20 protein-coding genes are annotated in these 14017 nt (G+C 69.1%); 8 read left to right on the forward strand and 12 right to left on the reverse strand.

The features are described 5' to 3' along the window. Positions 1-26 precede the first annotated feature (26 nt). Entirely contained in the window at positions 27-977 is a 951-nt protein-coding gene (locus tag R3E98_16365) for an ATP-binding protein (protein MEZ4424970.1), read from the reverse strand. A gap of 145 nt (positions 978-1122) precedes the next feature. Between R3E98_16365 and R3E98_16370 the strand changes: the two genes are divergently transcribed. Next, the gene (locus tag R3E98_16370; protein ID MEZ4424971.1) at positions 1123-1371 is read left to right on the forward strand and encodes a ribbon-helix-helix protein, CopG family; all 249 of its coding nucleotides are present in this window, start codon (positions 1123-1125) and stop codon (positions 1369-1371) included. After that, positions 1368-1763: a TA system VapC family ribonuclease toxin gene (locus tag R3E98_16375; GenBank protein MEZ4424972.1), complete on the forward strand. Its 396-nt coding sequence runs from the start codon at positions 1368-1370 to the stop codon at positions 1761-1763. The genes R3E98_16370 and R3E98_16375 overlap by 4 nt, the downstream gene beginning before the upstream one ends. A 19-nt stretch (positions 1764-1782) precedes the next feature. Here the strand turns inward: R3E98_16375 and R3E98_16380 are convergent, their stop codons facing one another. Beyond that, positions 1783-2949 carry an ATP-binding protein gene (locus R3E98_16380; protein ID MEZ4424973.1) on the reverse strand — a complete coding sequence of 389 codons (1167 nt, stop codon included), beginning with the start codon at positions 2947-2949 and terminating at the stop codon, positions 1783-1785. A 192-nt stretch (positions 2950-3141) separates the two neighbouring features. Here R3E98_16380 and R3E98_16385 point away from each other — a divergent pair, with 192 nt between their 5' ends. From R3E98_16385 to R3E98_16400, 4 genes are all read left to right on the forward strand, one after another. Beyond that, positions 3142-3402 carry a type II toxin-antitoxin system prevent-host-death family antitoxin gene (locus R3E98_16385; GenBank protein ID MEZ4424974.1) on the forward strand — a complete coding sequence of 87 codons (261 nt, stop codon included), beginning with the start codon at positions 3142-3144 and terminating at the stop codon, positions 3400-3402. Beyond that, complete coding sequence (locus R3E98_16390) at positions 3399-3815, forward strand: PIN domain-containing protein (GenBank protein MEZ4424975.1); 417 nt, start codon at positions 3399-3401, stop codon at positions 3813-3815. The genes R3E98_16385 and R3E98_16390 overlap by 4 nt, the downstream gene beginning before the upstream one ends. Before the next feature lie 236 nt (positions 3816-4051). After that, on the forward strand, positions 4052-4306 hold the full coding sequence (locus R3E98_16395) for a hypothetical protein (GenBank protein ID MEZ4424976.1): 255 nt from the start codon (positions 4052-4054) through the stop codon (positions 4304-4306). Then, complete coding sequence (locus R3E98_16400; GenBank protein MEZ4424977.1) at positions 4303-4896, forward strand: hypothetical protein; 594 nt, start codon at positions 4303-4305, stop codon at positions 4894-4896. The genes R3E98_16395 and R3E98_16400 overlap by 4 nt, the downstream gene beginning before the upstream one ends. A 30-nt stretch (positions 4897-4926) precedes the next feature. Here the strand turns inward: R3E98_16400 and R3E98_16405 are convergent, their stop codons facing one another. From R3E98_16405 to R3E98_16440, 8 genes are all read right to left on the reverse strand, one after another. After that, positions 4927-6279 carry an amidohydrolase family protein gene (locus tag R3E98_16405; GenBank protein MEZ4424978.1) on the reverse strand — a complete coding sequence of 451 codons (1353 nt, stop codon included), beginning with the start codon at positions 6277-6279 and terminating at the stop codon, positions 4927-4929. Positions 6280-6393: 114 nt separating this feature from the next. After that, positions 6394-6789 (reverse strand): type II toxin-antitoxin system VapC family toxin, encoded by a 396-nt coding sequence (locus tag R3E98_16410; GenBank protein ID MEZ4424979.1) that lies wholly within the window; start codon positions 6787-6789, stop codon positions 6394-6396. Beyond that, entirely contained in the window at positions 6786-7034 is a 249-nt protein-coding gene (locus R3E98_16415; GenBank protein ID MEZ4424980.1) for an antitoxin VapB family protein, read from the reverse strand. Before R3E98_16415 ends, R3E98_16410 begins: the two co-directional genes overlap by 4 nt. Positions 7035-7100: 66 nt before the next feature. Then, on the reverse strand, positions 7101-8003 hold the full coding sequence (locus R3E98_16420; protein MEZ4424981.1) for a hypothetical protein: 903 nt from the start codon (positions 8001-8003) through the stop codon (positions 7101-7103). Positions 8004-8013: 10 nt separating this feature from the next. Beyond that, entirely contained in the window at positions 8014-9144 is a 1131-nt protein-coding gene (locus R3E98_16425; protein MEZ4424982.1) for a hypothetical protein, read from the reverse strand. Continuing rightward, positions 9141-9893: a hypothetical protein gene (locus tag R3E98_16430; protein ID MEZ4424983.1), complete on the reverse strand. Its 753-nt coding sequence runs from the start codon at positions 9891-9893 to the stop codon at positions 9141-9143. Before R3E98_16430 ends, R3E98_16425 begins: the two co-directional genes overlap by 4 nt. Positions 9894-9923: 30 nt before the next feature. Beyond that, positions 9924-10622 (reverse strand): hypothetical protein, encoded by a 699-nt coding sequence (locus tag R3E98_16435; protein ID MEZ4424984.1) that lies wholly within the window; start codon positions 10620-10622, stop codon positions 9924-9926. 128 nt (positions 10623-10750) lie between these two features. Next, complete coding sequence (locus R3E98_16440; GenBank protein MEZ4424985.1) at positions 10751-11122, reverse strand: hypothetical protein; 372 nt, start codon at positions 11120-11122, stop codon at positions 10751-10753. Positions 11123-11365: 243 nt separating this feature from the next. On the opposite strand from R3E98_16440, the gene R3E98_16445 reads away from it, so the two are divergent. Further along, the gene (locus R3E98_16445) at positions 11366-11779 is read left to right on the forward strand and encodes an NUDIX domain-containing protein (GenBank protein MEZ4424986.1); all 414 of its coding nucleotides are present in this window, start codon (positions 11366-11368) and stop codon (positions 11777-11779) included. 55 nt (positions 11780-11834) lie between these two features. Here R3E98_16445 and R3E98_16450 read toward each other — a convergent pair whose 3' ends face one another. Beyond that, complete coding sequence (locus R3E98_16450; protein ID MEZ4424987.1) at positions 11835-12248, reverse strand: PIN domain-containing protein; 414 nt, start codon at positions 12246-12248, stop codon at positions 11835-11837. After that, positions 12245-12481 (reverse strand): CopG family transcriptional regulator, encoded by a 237-nt coding sequence (locus R3E98_16455; GenBank protein ID MEZ4424988.1) that lies wholly within the window; start codon positions 12479-12481, stop codon positions 12245-12247. The genes R3E98_16450 and R3E98_16455 overlap by 4 nt, the downstream gene beginning before the upstream one ends. Positions 12482-12731: 250 nt before the next feature. Here R3E98_16455 and R3E98_16460 point away from each other — a divergent pair, with 250 nt between their 5' ends. Beyond that, complete coding sequence (locus R3E98_16460) at positions 12732-13988, forward strand: DUF4143 domain-containing protein (protein MEZ4424989.1); 1257 nt, start codon at positions 12732-12734, stop codon at positions 13986-13988. The last annotated feature ends 29 nt before the right edge of the window (positions 13989-14017 follow it).

Genomic DNA, 14017 nt, shown 5'->3' on the forward strand with positions numbered 1-14017 from the left:
AGCCGGAATCGACCCGCTTCCGCTCATCACTGTCCTTCCTTTGCAGCTGCGAACCAACGGCGGCGGGGATCACGCGGGCCGGAACCGACGACCACAATGAGGCCTCTCTCGGCCAGCGCGGCCAGGCGGTGTTGAGTGGCGCGCGTCGAAAGCCCGACCTTCTTCGCAATGTTGGCCGTCGAACGTCCTTCTCCTTCTCGGATGAACGTCATGATCCGGTCTTCGACCGGGTCCAGCTCTGGCTCCGTGATGCGTTCCGTCCGGATCGTGACGCGGAAGCGGAAGCCAAGCTCTACGAACTCAGGTTCGGGGAGGCCTGCCGACGTACAGGCGGCGATCATTCGCTGCACGCCGGTGCCCCATTGCTCGACCAGGCCCAGCTCCTTGAACACCCGGGCGACGACCCGGTTGCGGAGGCGCGAGACGCCGTCGCGCAGGTCGCCCAGCGTGAGGCCCGGGAGCAGGATACCCGGATTCTCAACCTCGACCCTGTCATCGAACACCGCCAAGCGGATCGGAGCGCCGCGCTGCGCATAGTCGGCGTGGACGAAGGCGTTGATCAGGGCCTCGCGTAAGGCCGCGGGCGGCACCTCGGGTACGTCGCGGCGGCGAACGCGACCCACCGTCATGCCCAGCCGCGTGTTCCGCTCCACAAACCCGACCGCCTCTTCGATCGCCAGCACCGGATACCCGGTCAGGTCGGCCCGGTCCGCCAGCGTCGTCCGATCCGTCCCCGCGAAGCGACCTGCCTGGAGGTGGGCGTCGGGAAAGCGGTCGAGCCGCTCTCGACCAAAGAGGAGGATGCCCCCGACGGTCGGCACGGTACGCCTGTGAACCCGCCGGACCAGTCCCAGCGTTTCCAGGTCTTGTTTCTTCAACGCCCGGAGCTCGGCAAAACACTGCGAAGCAGCTCCGAAGTCGATGGCTTCGGAGTCCAGGTCCGTCAATGGCTCCTCGTCGAAGCCCTCGGCACCCACACGCCGCGAGAGCTCGGCCCTGAGGGCAGCGTCTGCCGCGCGGTTGGTGGAGCCCAGGCGCACGTACGTGCCGTGGCCCCCTGGAGGCATCCCCCGACCGCCCCTGCGCTCGACACCGATCTCAGCGTGGTATTATCGTAATACCATGCCCACGATCTCGTTCAAGGTGTCGGCGCGCGAGGCGGCGCGCATCCGGGAGCTGGCCCGCCGCGAGGGCCTGACGGTGTCGGAATTCCTGCGCCGTCGCGCCGCGGCGGCCGCGCCGTCCGACCTTGCCGGCGACTATCGGATCGCCGAGGACCCGGTGACCGGGCTCCCCGTCATGAAGGGCCCGCCGGGGCCCGGCCTCGTGTCATCGGAGCAGATCCGAGCGCTCATGGCGGACTTCCCGTGACCCATCTGCTCGACGTGAACGCCCTCATTGCGCTCGGGTTCATGGCGCACGTCCACCACGATCGGGTCGCGGCTTGGGTCGCTACGCTGGGAGAGGACGATGTGCTCGCCACGTGCTCCATCACCGAGCTCGGCTTCGTCCGGATCGCACCGCAGGCTCGGCTCGCTCCGGACGTGGCAACCGCGCGCCATCTGCTCGAGCAAATACGCGGCGTCACGCGGCCGCCCTTCGTGCGCCTGACGGATGAGGTGGGCGTCGATGCGCTGTCCGCATGGGCGGACACGCCCGCGGCGACGACCGACGGCCATCTTTCGGCGCTGGCGTCCCACCGCTCCGCCCGCCTGGTGACGTTGGATGAGGGGATTCCGGGGTCGTTCCTGGTGCCCAGATAGCGGTCCGGACGCTCCGCTTCTACAGCCCCTCCACGTCCTCCCAGATCCGGTAGGTCGAAACCGCGCGGATCCGTTCCCCCAGCGGATAGGTGTCGGTGCCGGCGTGGAGGACGTCGATGCGCTCCAGCCCGAGGTCGTCCAGCGCGATCCGCATGGAGGGCGTGACGGTGGGCGCGGTGGTGCGCTTGACCTCGAACCCGACCCGTCGAGGTCCACGGATCACCACCAAGTCGATCTCGGCGCCTCCGTGCGTGCCCCAGAAGAATGCGTCCTCTCCCCAGCGGGTCCCCAGCCGCTCCATGACGTTGCAGAGGGCGAACGATTCCCAGGAGGCGCCGACCTGCGGATGCCCCTCGATCGCCTCGCGAGATTCGAGCCCCAGCAGCGCATGCAGGACGCCTGTATCGGCGATGAACACCTTGGGTGCCCTGACCTGTCGCTTGCGCAGGTTCTCATGCCAGGGCGGCAAGACCCGCACGACCAACGCGGAAGCGAGGGTGTCCAGGTAGCGACGCACGGTGGTATCCGATACGCCGAAGGATCGACCGATGGCCGACGCATTGAGCACATGGCCGTGCATGTGGGCCAGCATGGTCCAGAAGCGGCGCATCGTCTCCGAAGGGACACCCACGCCCAACTGCGGAAGGTCGCGCTCGGTGAAGGTCCGCACGAACTCGCGTCGCCACCGAACGCTGTGGGCTTCGGAATCGGCGAGGAAGGACCTGGGGAAGCCCCCTCGGATCCACAGGCGCTCGGCGTCTGCGGCGTCGATCTCGTCCAGGGCGAGCGGCCCCAGCTCGTGATAGGCGATCCGCCCCGCAAGGGACTCGGACGCCTGGCGCAGGAGCGCGGGCCCCGCGCTTCCGAGCACGAGGAAGCGCGCGGGAGCGTTCGGCCGATCCGCCAGGACCCGGAGCACGGAGAAGACGTCCGGGAGTCGCTGGATCTCGTCCAGCACCACGAGACCGCGCAGAGGCTCCAGGGCGAGGATCGGATCGGACAGGCGCGACCGGTCCCGAGGATCCTCCAGGTCGAAGCAGGTGACCGGGGTCGTGGGAGCGTGGCGCTCGAGGATGGAGGCGAGGGTGGTCTTGCCCACCTGCCGGGCTCCGGTGATCGCAACGACCGGAAACTGCTCCAGGAGCTCAGCGATGGCCGCGACATGGCGCGTACGAGGAAGGAGCATGACGGGCGGGCCTCGGGGAGTCCTGTGGGACTTACCATGAAATTTCGACACTACATACCGAGATTGCAAGGTGAAATCCCCTCGACGGACCGAGGGCTGGTGATCACTTGCTGCCATCGCATCGCCCCGGCCGGTCCGGCATGTTCAGGAGTCGGCCTGTCCCTTATGACCACTCATGACCATCTTATGGTCATGGACGAAGAAGCCGGTGTCGCAGAGCTCAAGGCCCGCCTCAGCCACTTCCTCCGGCGGGTGCGGGGAGGACGGTCCATCACGGTGGTTGCGAGAGATCGACCCGTCGCGCGACTGGTGCCCTACGAGCAGCGGCGGGGGCTCTCGGTCCGGGAGCCGCTCGCGGGAGCCCCGGCCTTGAAGGACGTGCCCTTGCCGGAGCCGGTGCCGGTGGAGCGGGACATCGTCGAGCTTCTCAGGGAGGAGCGCGGTACGCGGTGATCGCGTACGTGGATGCCTCCGTCCTGCTCCGCGTGGTGCTGGGGCAGCGGGACCGCCTTCCCGAGTGGACGCACATCGAGGCGGGAGTGGTCAGCGCTCTCGCGGAGGTCGAGTGCCTGCGCACACTGGATCGGCTCCGACTCCTCGAAGGATTGGGCGATGAGCTGCTCGCGGAAAGGCGCAGCGCCCTCTACCGGCTCTTCGAGTCCATGCACGTCGTCGATCCCAGCCGGGGCGTGCTGGCCCGTGCGTCCCTACCGCTGCCCACCACCCTGGGCACGCTGGACGCCATCCACCTGGCCACGGCCCTGCTCTGGCGCGAGGAGAACCGGATCGACCTCGTCATGGCCACGCACGATCGGGCGCTGGGTACGGCGGCGCGAGCGATGGGCCTGAGCGTGGTGGGGGTGTAGGCCCCCGATCGAACGTCACGAGGGTCCCGTCCTGTTGAGCCACCAGGGCCAGCAGGAACGCATCGGTCACCTGCCGGTGGCCGGACAGCCCCTGGGCAAAGCGGGGTCGCAGCGCTGGTGGACGGCGGTGAGACGGGGCGCTGGGCCGAATCCATGCTTCTCGGAGACCCTCGGCGCCGAACGGCCCCGGTCCTGCACACTCGACCGAGGCGGGATCGGCTCGCTATCGTACCCGAATGAGGTCTACGACCGACGACACGGACCGCGACACGCTCGGCCACATGAGTCAGCTCTATCGTGGGATGACTCCCGCGGAGAAGCTGGGACGCGTGAGCGCACTTACACGTGCGGCCGAGCGCATGGCCTTGGCGGGCCTTCGGTCGCGACATCCGGGCGAGGACGACGACCGGCTTCGGCTGCGCCTGGCGCGTCAGCGTCTGGGGGCGCAGGTCTTCGATCTCTGCTTCCCTCATGCGTTCCTCTCTCGGTGAGTGGGCACGGCGCGTTCGACCCCATAGCGGTTGCCCTCGCCTTCACCGCGGTTCTCGATCGACTTGGGGTTTCCTATCTCGTAGCCGGGTCCCTGGCCAGCTCGGCACACGGCGAACCACGTTCGACGAATGACATCGACATCGTAGCGGATCTGCAGCCGCAGCAGGCCGGTCCGCTGTTGCAGTCGCTGGGGGATTCCTACTACTTCAGCGAAGTCGCCATCCAGCAGGCTCTGCGTGTCGGCGGCGCGTTCAACCTGATCCATCTCGACACCGTCATGAAGATCGATGTCTTCATCGTCGGGTCGGATGCCTTCGATCGTGAGCGGCTCCGGATGCGGCAGCCGCTGCAAGTCTCCGCCGAACCGACGGCCTGGCTGTTCGTTGACACCGCGGAACACACGATCCTGCGCAAGCTCGAGTGGTATCGCCGCGGCGGCGAAGCCTCGGAACGGCAATGGCGCGACGTCGTCGCGATCCTCCGCGTCCAAGGTGCCGGATTGGATGGTGCCCGGCTCGACGAATGGGCCTCGCGACTCGGTGTTGCCGACCTGCTCGAACGCGCCAGCGCCGAGGCGAGAGAGGCCTAGGGCCACCTTGCCTTCGTTCGCTGCACCCCATCAGCGCGGCGCCCGCACCACCTCCCCTCCCCGCACCACCACGTCCACCGAACGCAGCACCGTCATGTCCGTGAGCGGGTCCCCCCGCACGGCGATGATGTCGGCGAGACTCCCCGGGGCCAGCGTCCCCAGGTCATCGCGCCGGAAGAAGCGGCCGGGCCACAGGGTCGCGGACTGGATCACCTCCATCGGCGGCACGCCGAGCTCCACCCACTTCACCATCTCCCGCCAGGTGCTGTCCGTGTGGAACATGCTGGGGATGCCGGAGTCGGTGCCGATCAGCATCCGCACGCCGGTCTCGCGCAGCTCGGCGAACTTGTCCGGAAGGCGCGGGATCCGGCTGGGGAAGAGCGCGTAGTACGGCAGCCACGGAATGTGCTCCAGCGAAGCGCGGATCTCGTCCGCCATCTCGGACGGCATCCCCGCGCGCCAGGACGGATCATCCAACCGCTCCGGGAAGACCTCGCCCGTGTACTGCATCACGTACAGCGGCGAGATGGTGGGCGTCCACCAGAGCGCGGAGTTCCGCTCGCGCAGCGCCTGCAACACGTCCGGCGCGTAGCCCGGCGCGGTCCCCAGTCCCGTGTGCTCGAAGTTGTCGATGCCGTGTTCGAGCCCCACGCGGATCTCGTCCATGCGGTGCGCATGGGCCACCACGGGCTTCCCGGCGGCGTGCGCGGTGGTCACGACCGCCGCGACCTCGTCGTGGGTGAGCTGGTCCTGGTCGATGAGCTTGATGACGTCCACCCCCGCATCGATCAGGCGCTGCGTCTTGGCGCGCGCATCGGCCGCTCCGTCGATCCCCCACCGATACTCCGCCTGCCACGGCTCGTAGGGCGCCTTCTGCAGGAACGGTCCCGAGATGAAGAGCCGCGGACCCGGGATCTCGCCGGCAGCGATCTTCCGGCGCGTCGCGAGCAGCTCGTCCAGCGGACCGCCCAGGTCGCGCGCACAGGTCACCCCGGCCTGGAGGAGCTGGGCCGCACCGATGGCCATGATCTCCTCGTCGCGACCGCCGTACAGCTCGTCCCACCGCGCGTAGTCGCCGTGGCCGAGGAGCTGGAGATGGACGTGCATGTCGCAGAGGCCGGGGAGGACGGTCATGCCGTTGGCGTCCACCCGCCGGACGCCGGCCGGGATGGTCACCGCGGACGCGGGGCCCACCGCGACGATGCGCTCGCCCGCCACGAGCACCACGCCGTTCTCGAGGACGGGCCCGCCGTAGCCGTCGATCACGCGCCCGCCCACGATGGCCAGGGTGGGCTCCTGGGCGTTGATCGACGAAGCGGTGCAGAGCACCGGCAGGAACGCCAGCAGGATCGTGATGCCGGCTTCGGGGGCGGACGGACGCATGGACGCTCGCGGGAAAAGGGAGGCGGCAAGCATGAGCGGCGCCGGAGCCCGACGCAATCGCGCGGGCACGCGCGTGGCGCGCTACGGCCTGCCCGGGCGGATCCGCTCGGGCCGCTAACCTTCCGCGTAGGCCTCCACCCGCAGCCCCGGGATGCGACCGAACTCGCGCACGTTCCGGGTGACCACCGGCTGGCCGTGGGCAAGCGCGGTCGCACCGATCCACAGGTCGTTGGCCCCGATCAGCAGACCGTTGGCCTTCAGGTACCGGTACGCCTGCCCGTACTCCCAGCACACCTCGGGCGTGCAGTCGAGCATCCGGAAGGGGCGGATGAGCTCCATCCACAGGTTTCGATCGCCGGGCGGCAACCCAGCTGCCAGCTCGCCCGCGATGGTGAAGGTGATGAAGAGCGGGGTCTTCGCGTGAGACTCCAGAAAGCGGTGCGCCGGCCCCTCGACGCCCCGGCGGAGTTCGCGCTCCAGGTCGATGAGGAACGTGGTCTCGAGAATCACCGCCCGGACCACTTGTCCCCAGGAGGCGCATCCTCCCGGTCGTTGGCGTCGACCTGGTCGAGGGCCTCGGCCGGATAGGTGGGCCCCCGCTCCCGCACCCGGGCAAGCAGCTCGCGCCCGGTCAGCGCCGCGTCCGGCCACTCCGCTCGCATGACGACCTCGCTGAAGGATTCATCCGGGCTGCGACGGGCGCGACGCAGCCGCTCGTAGGCTTCGAGCTTCAGGGAGATGGTCTTCGTGGCCATGCATGCATCATGCATGGTCTGTGCGTCGAGGTCAAGGGAGTCAGGGGACCTGGAGCTCCCACCGGGTCACGACCGAGCAGATCGGTCGCATTCTCCCACGGATCCAGGCGGAGTCCGGCCTCCCCGGAGCGCACGGATCACGAGACCCGTGGTCAGGATGGCAGACGTATCCGCGTGCTCCGAGTAGCGCGCGCCATCGCTCTGGTCCGGCACCCGGAGGACCGGCGCGCCCGACCACGATCCGTCAGGAAGCTGGGCAGCGTGCAGCCAGGCGATCTCGTCACCCGGGTCCAGGCCCAGGAGCGTGCGCACCGTCAGGCGCTGCGCCGCCTCGAACGCGCTCGGCGGATCACCCTCCGGGAGGACGAGGCCGTGCCGCACGGGGTCCGGGATGCCGCCGCTCGCGTCCAGGAACTCAAGGCTGAGCGCGTTCGCGTAGCTGTCTGAGCTCCACCAGAAGGACGTCCAGCCCGTCCCGGGTCGGAAGACCGCGAGGTGGGTCTCGCGAAGCGTGCGTAGCTGCTCCACCGGGACACCCGCGGCCAGCAGGGCCAGCCCGGCGTTCGGGGTGACGTCCTCATGTGCGTGGGCCCAGCTGCCGAAGCGGGCCGCATTGAACGTGTGGGCCCGGCCCTCGGCATCGAAGAAGGGACGCAGGAGCGACTCGGCGTCCGCCCGCGAGATGCGGTCCCTCTGTGCGAGGAAGCGGACCACCCAACTGGTAGTATCCGCATCGCATGCAGCGTTGCGGTTGTAGCCCCAGCCTGCGGCGCGACGCTCCGCCTCCAGGAACGCAGCGGCACGCGCGCACGCAGCGTGGACTCGTTCGTCCTCCGGGAACACGGACGCGAGGCAGGTCCCCGCCACCGCCGTGATCCACGCGTCCGAGCGGCCGGGCTCCAGATCGTAGTCCCGCCAGCTCCCGTCGCGCTCCTGCAGCGCGAGCAACCGGTCCGTGGCGCGGTGCACCACCCCGACGTCAGTGCCGAGGGCCGGGCTTGGCATAGACCGTGGCGTGGGAGAGGGTCTGGTCGGCGAAGCCCAGACTCAGGAACTCGGTGGTCGCTCCGCCCCAGTGTGTGTGGAGCGCGGCGGTGAAGCGCTCGAGCGTCCACGCAGCGGGTGCGGAGGAGGAGGGTGTGCGCGCCGCGATCTCAGCGGGAGTCGGTCGGCGCCGGTCTTTCATCTCCGCCGACGCAGGCGCGGTCAACGCGTCGAACGCCCCGTGCACCCACGCCTCCAGCGCACAGCGCTCCGGCGCGGCCACCGCCTGACACGAGAGGTCCACCTTGCAGCGTCCGAAGTACACGATCCGGGACGCGTCATCCAGCACGAAATCGTGTCCGGTGGTCACCGCCTGCGGACGGAGCGCACCGAACCGCTGCTCGAAGTCGGCGACGACCTCCTCCAACACACACGCGGCCTCCCCACCCAGCCGGCAGGACCCGGTCAGGGACGCGCGGGTCGGCGCGGCGTGGCCGGCATAGATGCGCAGTGCCAGCAGGCGTCCTCCGCGCACGGCCACTCCCAGTCCCACGGGGAGCGCATGCGGGGCCAGGCACTGCATCCAGCGTGCGACCTCGGGCTCCAGCGCGCGCGGAGCCAGTGGCGCCAGCAGATCCGCGACGCGCTGCCAGCGCTGAAGCGGCGTGCCGTGCCGCAGGTTCACGTAGAGACGCAGCTCGGAGGGCTGGGCACCGATCACGGCACCGAGCCAGATGCCGCCCCACAGCCGGTCCCGATCCTCCGGGCTCGCCGGCAAGGCCGCGGACGCGATCTCCTGCAGCAGCTCCGCGACGCCCTCACCCTCGACGTGCGTGAGCAACGTACGCGCGGTGTTCAGCGCGTCGGGGATCTGCCGGCTCACCGGTGCCGCGCGCGCACCCGGCTCGACCAGGATGCGCAGACCCCCGCCCTGCCCGCCCGACTTGAACGAGTAGACGAGGGGCGTGCCGTCGTGGCAGAGCGAAGGTCTGCGCTCCCACGGCTCGCCAGGATCCGCCACCGCGTCCAGGAGCGCGGCGTGCAGACGGCGGCCCGGATGGGCCGCCGCCTGTCCACCGAAGCAGGCGTCGAAGACGCCGTGCGCGCTCCGGGCGATGCCGCTCACGTCTTCTGCAGCACCTGGATGGTCGCGGGGTTGCCGGCCACACCGGCGGTGCCGGTCTGTCCGTTCGCACCCTGCGGGCCCGAGCCCGCGCCCGCACCGGAGGGGTTGCCGTTGCCGCCGTCTCCGCCGCCCCCGCCGCCGCCGCCGATCCCGCGCGAGCCGGCCGCACCACCGATCCCACCCGCCATGGAATCCGGCGTCTCCGGCACGATGTTGGGGAACGGCGCGTTGGCATCGTACAGGATCAGCACCACACCGCCGTTGCCCCCGCGGCCGCCGTTGCCGGCATCGCCGCCGTCGCCACCACGGCCGCCCTGACCGCCGTTGCCGCCCCGGCCCTGCTGGGCGTGCGGCTCGCAGCCCTTCCCGCTGCCCCCGGCACCCCCGTCCCCGCCGTCCTGACCGTCCTGGCCCTGACCACCATTGCCGCCGTTGCCGCCCCGACCGCCGTTGCCGCCCCGGAAGTTGAGCGTCACGGGCCCGACGAACTGATTGGCATCGAGCGTGATGACGGCACCCTGGCCGCCGTTGTCCCCGTTCTCGCCACTCTGTCCGCTCGCGCCGGTCGCACCCTGACCGCCGTGCCCACCCTGACTGCCGTTGGTGGGGGCTTCGTCACCCCAGGTCGAGCACTCCGCGTCCTTCCCCTTCCCTCCGTTCGGGGCCTTCCCTCCCGGAGGGGGCGCGGCGCCCGGTGCGCCGTGCGCTCCGTCCTTCCCGTTGGTCCCTGGTCCACTGAATGTCGGCATGTTCGTTCCTCCCTGCGTTCTGGCAGTGGCTCAGTTGACGTGACGGATCTGGACCGCGTCGACCTTGGTGAAGTGGCCCGGCGAGACCTGACCCGATCCGTAGACGAGGATGTTGTTGAAGATCAGCGTCGAGAATCCCTGGAACGTGACGTGGTCGTCCGGGCAGACGATCAGATCGGGCGCGACGAACGCTTTGATGCCCTTCGCGCGCTCGAGCATGTTGGAGATCACCGCGGCCACGTGCGGCTCCTTGGCCTCGGCCTCGTCCACGTACCCGTACAGCATGTTCGTGGCGAGCTGCTGCACGGCCTGCTGCTGGCGCGGCTCCAACCGCTCGAAGCGGAACTTCTTGAGCGGCAGATCCGTCATGCAGACCTCCCGCAGCGGAGAGCAGGCATGGTTGCCGCCGCGCAGCGCCGAGGGTCGCTCGAAGGCCTTGCGGGCCACCGCGTTGGGGATGCCGACCCAGTTCTTCAGATCGTCGAGCGACACCGGCTCCAACGGGTGCACCCACTGCGCGTACTCGCGGATGGGCCGGATCAGTCCGTCGAGGCAGATGATGGGAAGCGCCACCTTCTTCGGTGGCTTCAGGCGGTAGATCTCCAGACGCTCCGCGAAGCGTTCGGCGGAGACCTCCACCAGATATTCCTTGTGGTCTTCGATCTTGCCCGACTTCCGCGGTGTGCTCTTCCTCGCGGCCGGTCGGCTCGGCTTCTTGCGCTCGGGCATCCTTCGTCCTCCCATCTTCCGGGGTTCACGCGAACCGGACGGCCGCGTCGGGGATGCACCAGATGCGTCGGGGGTGGGCATCCGGTTGAGGACGCGCAGCGCAGCATCGATTCAGGACAACGAGCCGGCTAGTCACCGAGGACCGGCGGGCCGGGATCCTCCGTCTCCACGACGGGCAGCTCGACCACTTCCGCGATCACGAGCACCGACACCCAACCCTCGAACGGGTCGTCCGGCTTCTTGTCCGTGAGCGCGACCTGGATCTGGAAGTCGATCTGGTTCGGATTGCGGATCGCGAGGATGTCGGTATCGATGAGCAACGACCGGAGGTGGTGATCCTTGTCCGTGTAGTTGATGGCGAAGCCGTTGAGCGCCACCTCGGCGCGCAGGATCGACTGCACGCTGGGCACGGACACCGTGCGTTGGATGTTGCGGAACCCGAGGGGCCCCGCGAGACCGGAGTCGAAGACGATGGGAACGTTGAGAAGGCGGATGGCCATGGGTGCCTCCGTCGGGGAGGATCGGGATGGATGGCGCGCGCAGCGTGCGCGCGGATCGAGGGCGAGGGTCTCGCCCCCTCTGCCTGAAGCGCCGTCCCGGACCGGGAGGGTCAGACGGGCGACCGGGTGGGAGACGGGTGGCGGGCGGTAGCCCGGCCACAGCAGGGGCGGACGTCCCGGGCGCGGCGGCCGCAGAGCGGGTCCGCCCTACCGTCGAAGGCCCGCCGGGCCCATGATGGGCCGATGAGCTCCGAAGTCGGCATCCGTGTCCTCGCCTGCGTGCTGCGGCGGGGCCCTGCGCTCCTCATCTGCCGCCGCCCCGACCACAAACGGCACGGCGGGCTCTGGGAGTTCCCGGGCGGGAAGGTGGAGCCCGGCGAGAGTGATCTCGACGCCGCACGTCGTGAGCTGCGCGAGGAGCTGGATCTGGACGTGACGGCCGTCGGCGAGGTGGCGTTCTCGGTCGCCGACCCCGGCTCTGCGTTCGTGATCGAGTTCCTGGAGGTGGAGGCGGGGGGCGAGCCGGAGTGCCTGGAGCACTCGGAGGTCGCGTGGGTGGAGCCGGAGGAGTTGCTGGGGTATGCGCTGGCGCCGAGTGATCGGCGGTTTGCGGAATGGCTGGCGCGGGGAGAGGTGGAGTTGGACCGCGGACGCTGAGGCGCCGGCGATCCGCCGCCTCCTGGACGCGTGAGCGCCGACGCGGACGATCGAACTACAGATCTCTCGGCCACAACTCCGGGTCGGTCCGCAGCGTCACCGCCGCGAAGTCCCGCAGGTCCAGCGTCGCGATGGCTCGAGCGCCCAACCGCTCCGCCACGGCCATGACCACGGCATCCACGAGCCCCAGCTCGAGATCCGCGTTCGCGGCGTCGAGGTCACGCGCGCGCTCGACATCCGACCCGCCGTTCCACTCGACAGCCCACGCGCCGGACGCCACGTCGGCGCGGAACGAGCGCGCAACGGCGGACCCGAGCCGTGACGCCAGGATGTGATCGACCTCGGGAAGGATGGCCCAAGGGAGGATCCAGGCGCCCGGATCGGCTTCGAATGCCCCCCGGAGTGTCTGGTGATGACGGTCGTCCTGATCGACCAGCGCCACGATGGCCCCGGTGTCCGCGACGATCACAGCTCCTCCCCCATCCCGTGCAACAGCTCCTCGGCCCGCTCCGCGAGCTGCCCATCCCCGCTACGGCCAGCGCCGAGGCTGGACGGCAGGCGCCGGCCGGTCCGGGTGCGCGTGTACTCGGCCACGGCGGCGCGGATGAGCTCGGCGGCGGAGCGTCCCTCCGCCTCCGCCAGGGTCTTGAGGCGGCGGTAGTCGGCGGCGTCCAGGTAGACGGTCGTTTTCACGGTGGGCATAGATATATGGTATATGGCAGCCATATCTCCGCAACCCACCAGGCGCTGACAAGGCGAGATTTCCAGATGCGACGGGACGGTCCACGGTCTTCTCGGCAGGACCGAGCTCGGGATACGGGGCCGCCGGGGGTGGGCACAGCTAAGCTTTGTATTTACCGCCCTGTCGACATTACATTTATTCCCCTGGACACATGATATCTGTGCCGCTACAGCCCTTTCATTTGTTGCCCAGACGGACCTCGAGACCGACATGATCTACCGGCCGCGAATCACCGACGACGAGATACGGCGTCGTCTCTCAGCCGCCGGTGGTGTCGTGGTCGAGGGTCCCAAGGCCTGCGGGAAGACGGCAACCGCACGCCACCATGCCGAAAGTGAGGTCCTCCTCGACGTCGATGCGACGGCGCGAACCGCGATCGGTTTCGACCCCGCACTCGTCCTCGACGGCCCGACACCGCGGCTGATCGACGAGTGGCAGGTCGCTCCAGAGATCTGGAACCATGTGCGTCGGACCATTGATGATCGCCAGGCGCCGGGGCAGTTCATCCTGACCGGTTCCGCGGTTGCCTCCGATGACACGATTCGTCACACGGGCGCCGGCCGACTCACGCGCGTCCGCTTGCGCCCGATGTCCCTGTATGAGCTGGACGCTTCGAGCGGTGCGCTCTCCGTGGGAGCCCTGCTACGCGAGGAGCAGGAGCAGGGCGCTCGCTCCACGCTCGAGCCGGAGGCACTCTTTGAGCTCGTCGCGATCGGTGGTTGGCCCGGTCATCTTACGCGAACTCCATCCAACGCGCTCCAGGCGAACCGCGACTATCTGGACGAGATCCGGCGCACCGATGTTCGGCGTGTCGATGAGGTGAACCGCGACCCTGAACGCGTGGGACGCTTCCTTCGGTCCTACGCCAGGAATGTTGCGACACAGGCTTCGATGGCGACCATCGCTGCGGACACGGGCGGCGCAGACGGGCCCTTGAAGGACGTGACCGCCCTCGAGTATGCCGATGCCCTGACTCGGCTCTTCATCATCGAGGAGCAACCGGCCTGGGCACCGCACTTGAGATCACGCTCAATCCTCCGCACCTCATCCAAGCGGCACTTTGTCGACCCTTCGTTGGCGGCCGCCGCGCTTCGAGCCGGTCCTGAACAGCTTCGACGAGACCTCGAACTGTTCGGGCTACTCTTTGAGTCCCTGGTCATCCGCGATCTACGCATCTACGCCCAGGCGGCCGAGGCATCGGTTCTCCACTATCGCGACAACACCGGCCTGGAGATCGACGCGATCATCACGACGCCCGCCGGGGCCTGGATCGCACTGGAGGTCAAGCTTGGGGGGGACACTGCAATCGAGGAAGCTGCCAACAACCTCGTGAAGCTCCGCGATCGAGTAGACACGCAGAGATGTGGCGACCCCGCGGCTCTGGGCGTTGTTGTCGGCTCCGGCACGTACGCCTACCGTAGGGAGGATGGTGTTTGGGTGCTTCCAATCGGTGTCTGCGGTCCCTAAGCGCCTGAGTCCCTGTTCGCGAGTCCACT

It is taken from the genome of Gemmatimonadota bacterium, from assembly GCA_041390125.1.
Lineage (GTDB): Bacteria > Gemmatimonadota > Gemmatimonadetes > Longimicrobiales > Gaopeijiaceae > JAGQIF01.

What these genes read in the sequence shown, in the direction of transcription:
- R3E98_16370 (MEZ4424971.1), top strand. Translation starts at nt 1,123, where the DNA reads ATGCCCACGATCTCGTTCAAGGTGTCGGCGCGCGAGGCGGCGCGCATC.
- R3E98_16380 (MEZ4424973.1), bottom strand. Translation starts at nt 2,949, where the DNA reads ATGCTCCTTCCTCGTACGCGCCATGTCGCGGCCATCGCTGAGCTCCTG.
- R3E98_16385 (MEZ4424974.1), top strand. Translation starts at nt 3,142, where the DNA reads ATGGACGAAGAAGCCGGTGTCGCAGAGCTCAAGGCCCGCCTCAGCCAC.
- R3E98_16395 (MEZ4424976.1), top strand. Translation starts at nt 4,052, where the DNA reads ATGAGGTCTACGACCGACGACACGGACCGCGACACGCTCGGCCACATG.
- R3E98_16405 (MEZ4424978.1), bottom strand. Translation starts at nt 6,279, where the DNA reads ATGCGTCCGTCCGCCCCCGAAGCCGGCATCACGATCCTGCTGGCGTTC.
- R3E98_16415 (MEZ4424980.1), bottom strand. Translation starts at nt 7,034, where the DNA reads ATGGCCACGAAGACCATCTCCCTGAAGCTCGAAGCCTACGAGCGGCTG.
- R3E98_16430 (MEZ4424983.1), bottom strand. Translation starts at nt 9,893, where the DNA reads ATGCCGACATTCAGTGGACCAGGGACCAACGGGAAGGACGGAGCGCAC.
- R3E98_16435 (MEZ4424984.1), bottom strand. Translation starts at nt 10,622, where the DNA reads ATGCCCGAGCGCAAGAAGCCGAGCCGACCGGCCGCGAGGAAGAGCACA.
- R3E98_16440 (MEZ4424985.1), bottom strand. Translation starts at nt 11,122, where the DNA reads ATGGCCATCCGCCTTCTCAACGTTCCCATCGTCTTCGACTCCGGTCTC.
- R3E98_16445 (MEZ4424986.1), top strand. Translation starts at nt 11,366, where the DNA reads ATGAGCTCCGAAGTCGGCATCCGTGTCCTCGCCTGCGTGCTGCGGCGG.
- R3E98_16455 (MEZ4424988.1), bottom strand. Translation starts at nt 12,481, where the DNA reads ATGCCCACCGTGAAAACGACCGTCTACCTGGACGCCGCCGACTACCGC.
- R3E98_16460 (MEZ4424989.1), top strand. Translation starts at nt 12,732, where the DNA reads ATGATCTACCGGCCGCGAATCACCGACGACGAGATACGGCGTCGTCTC.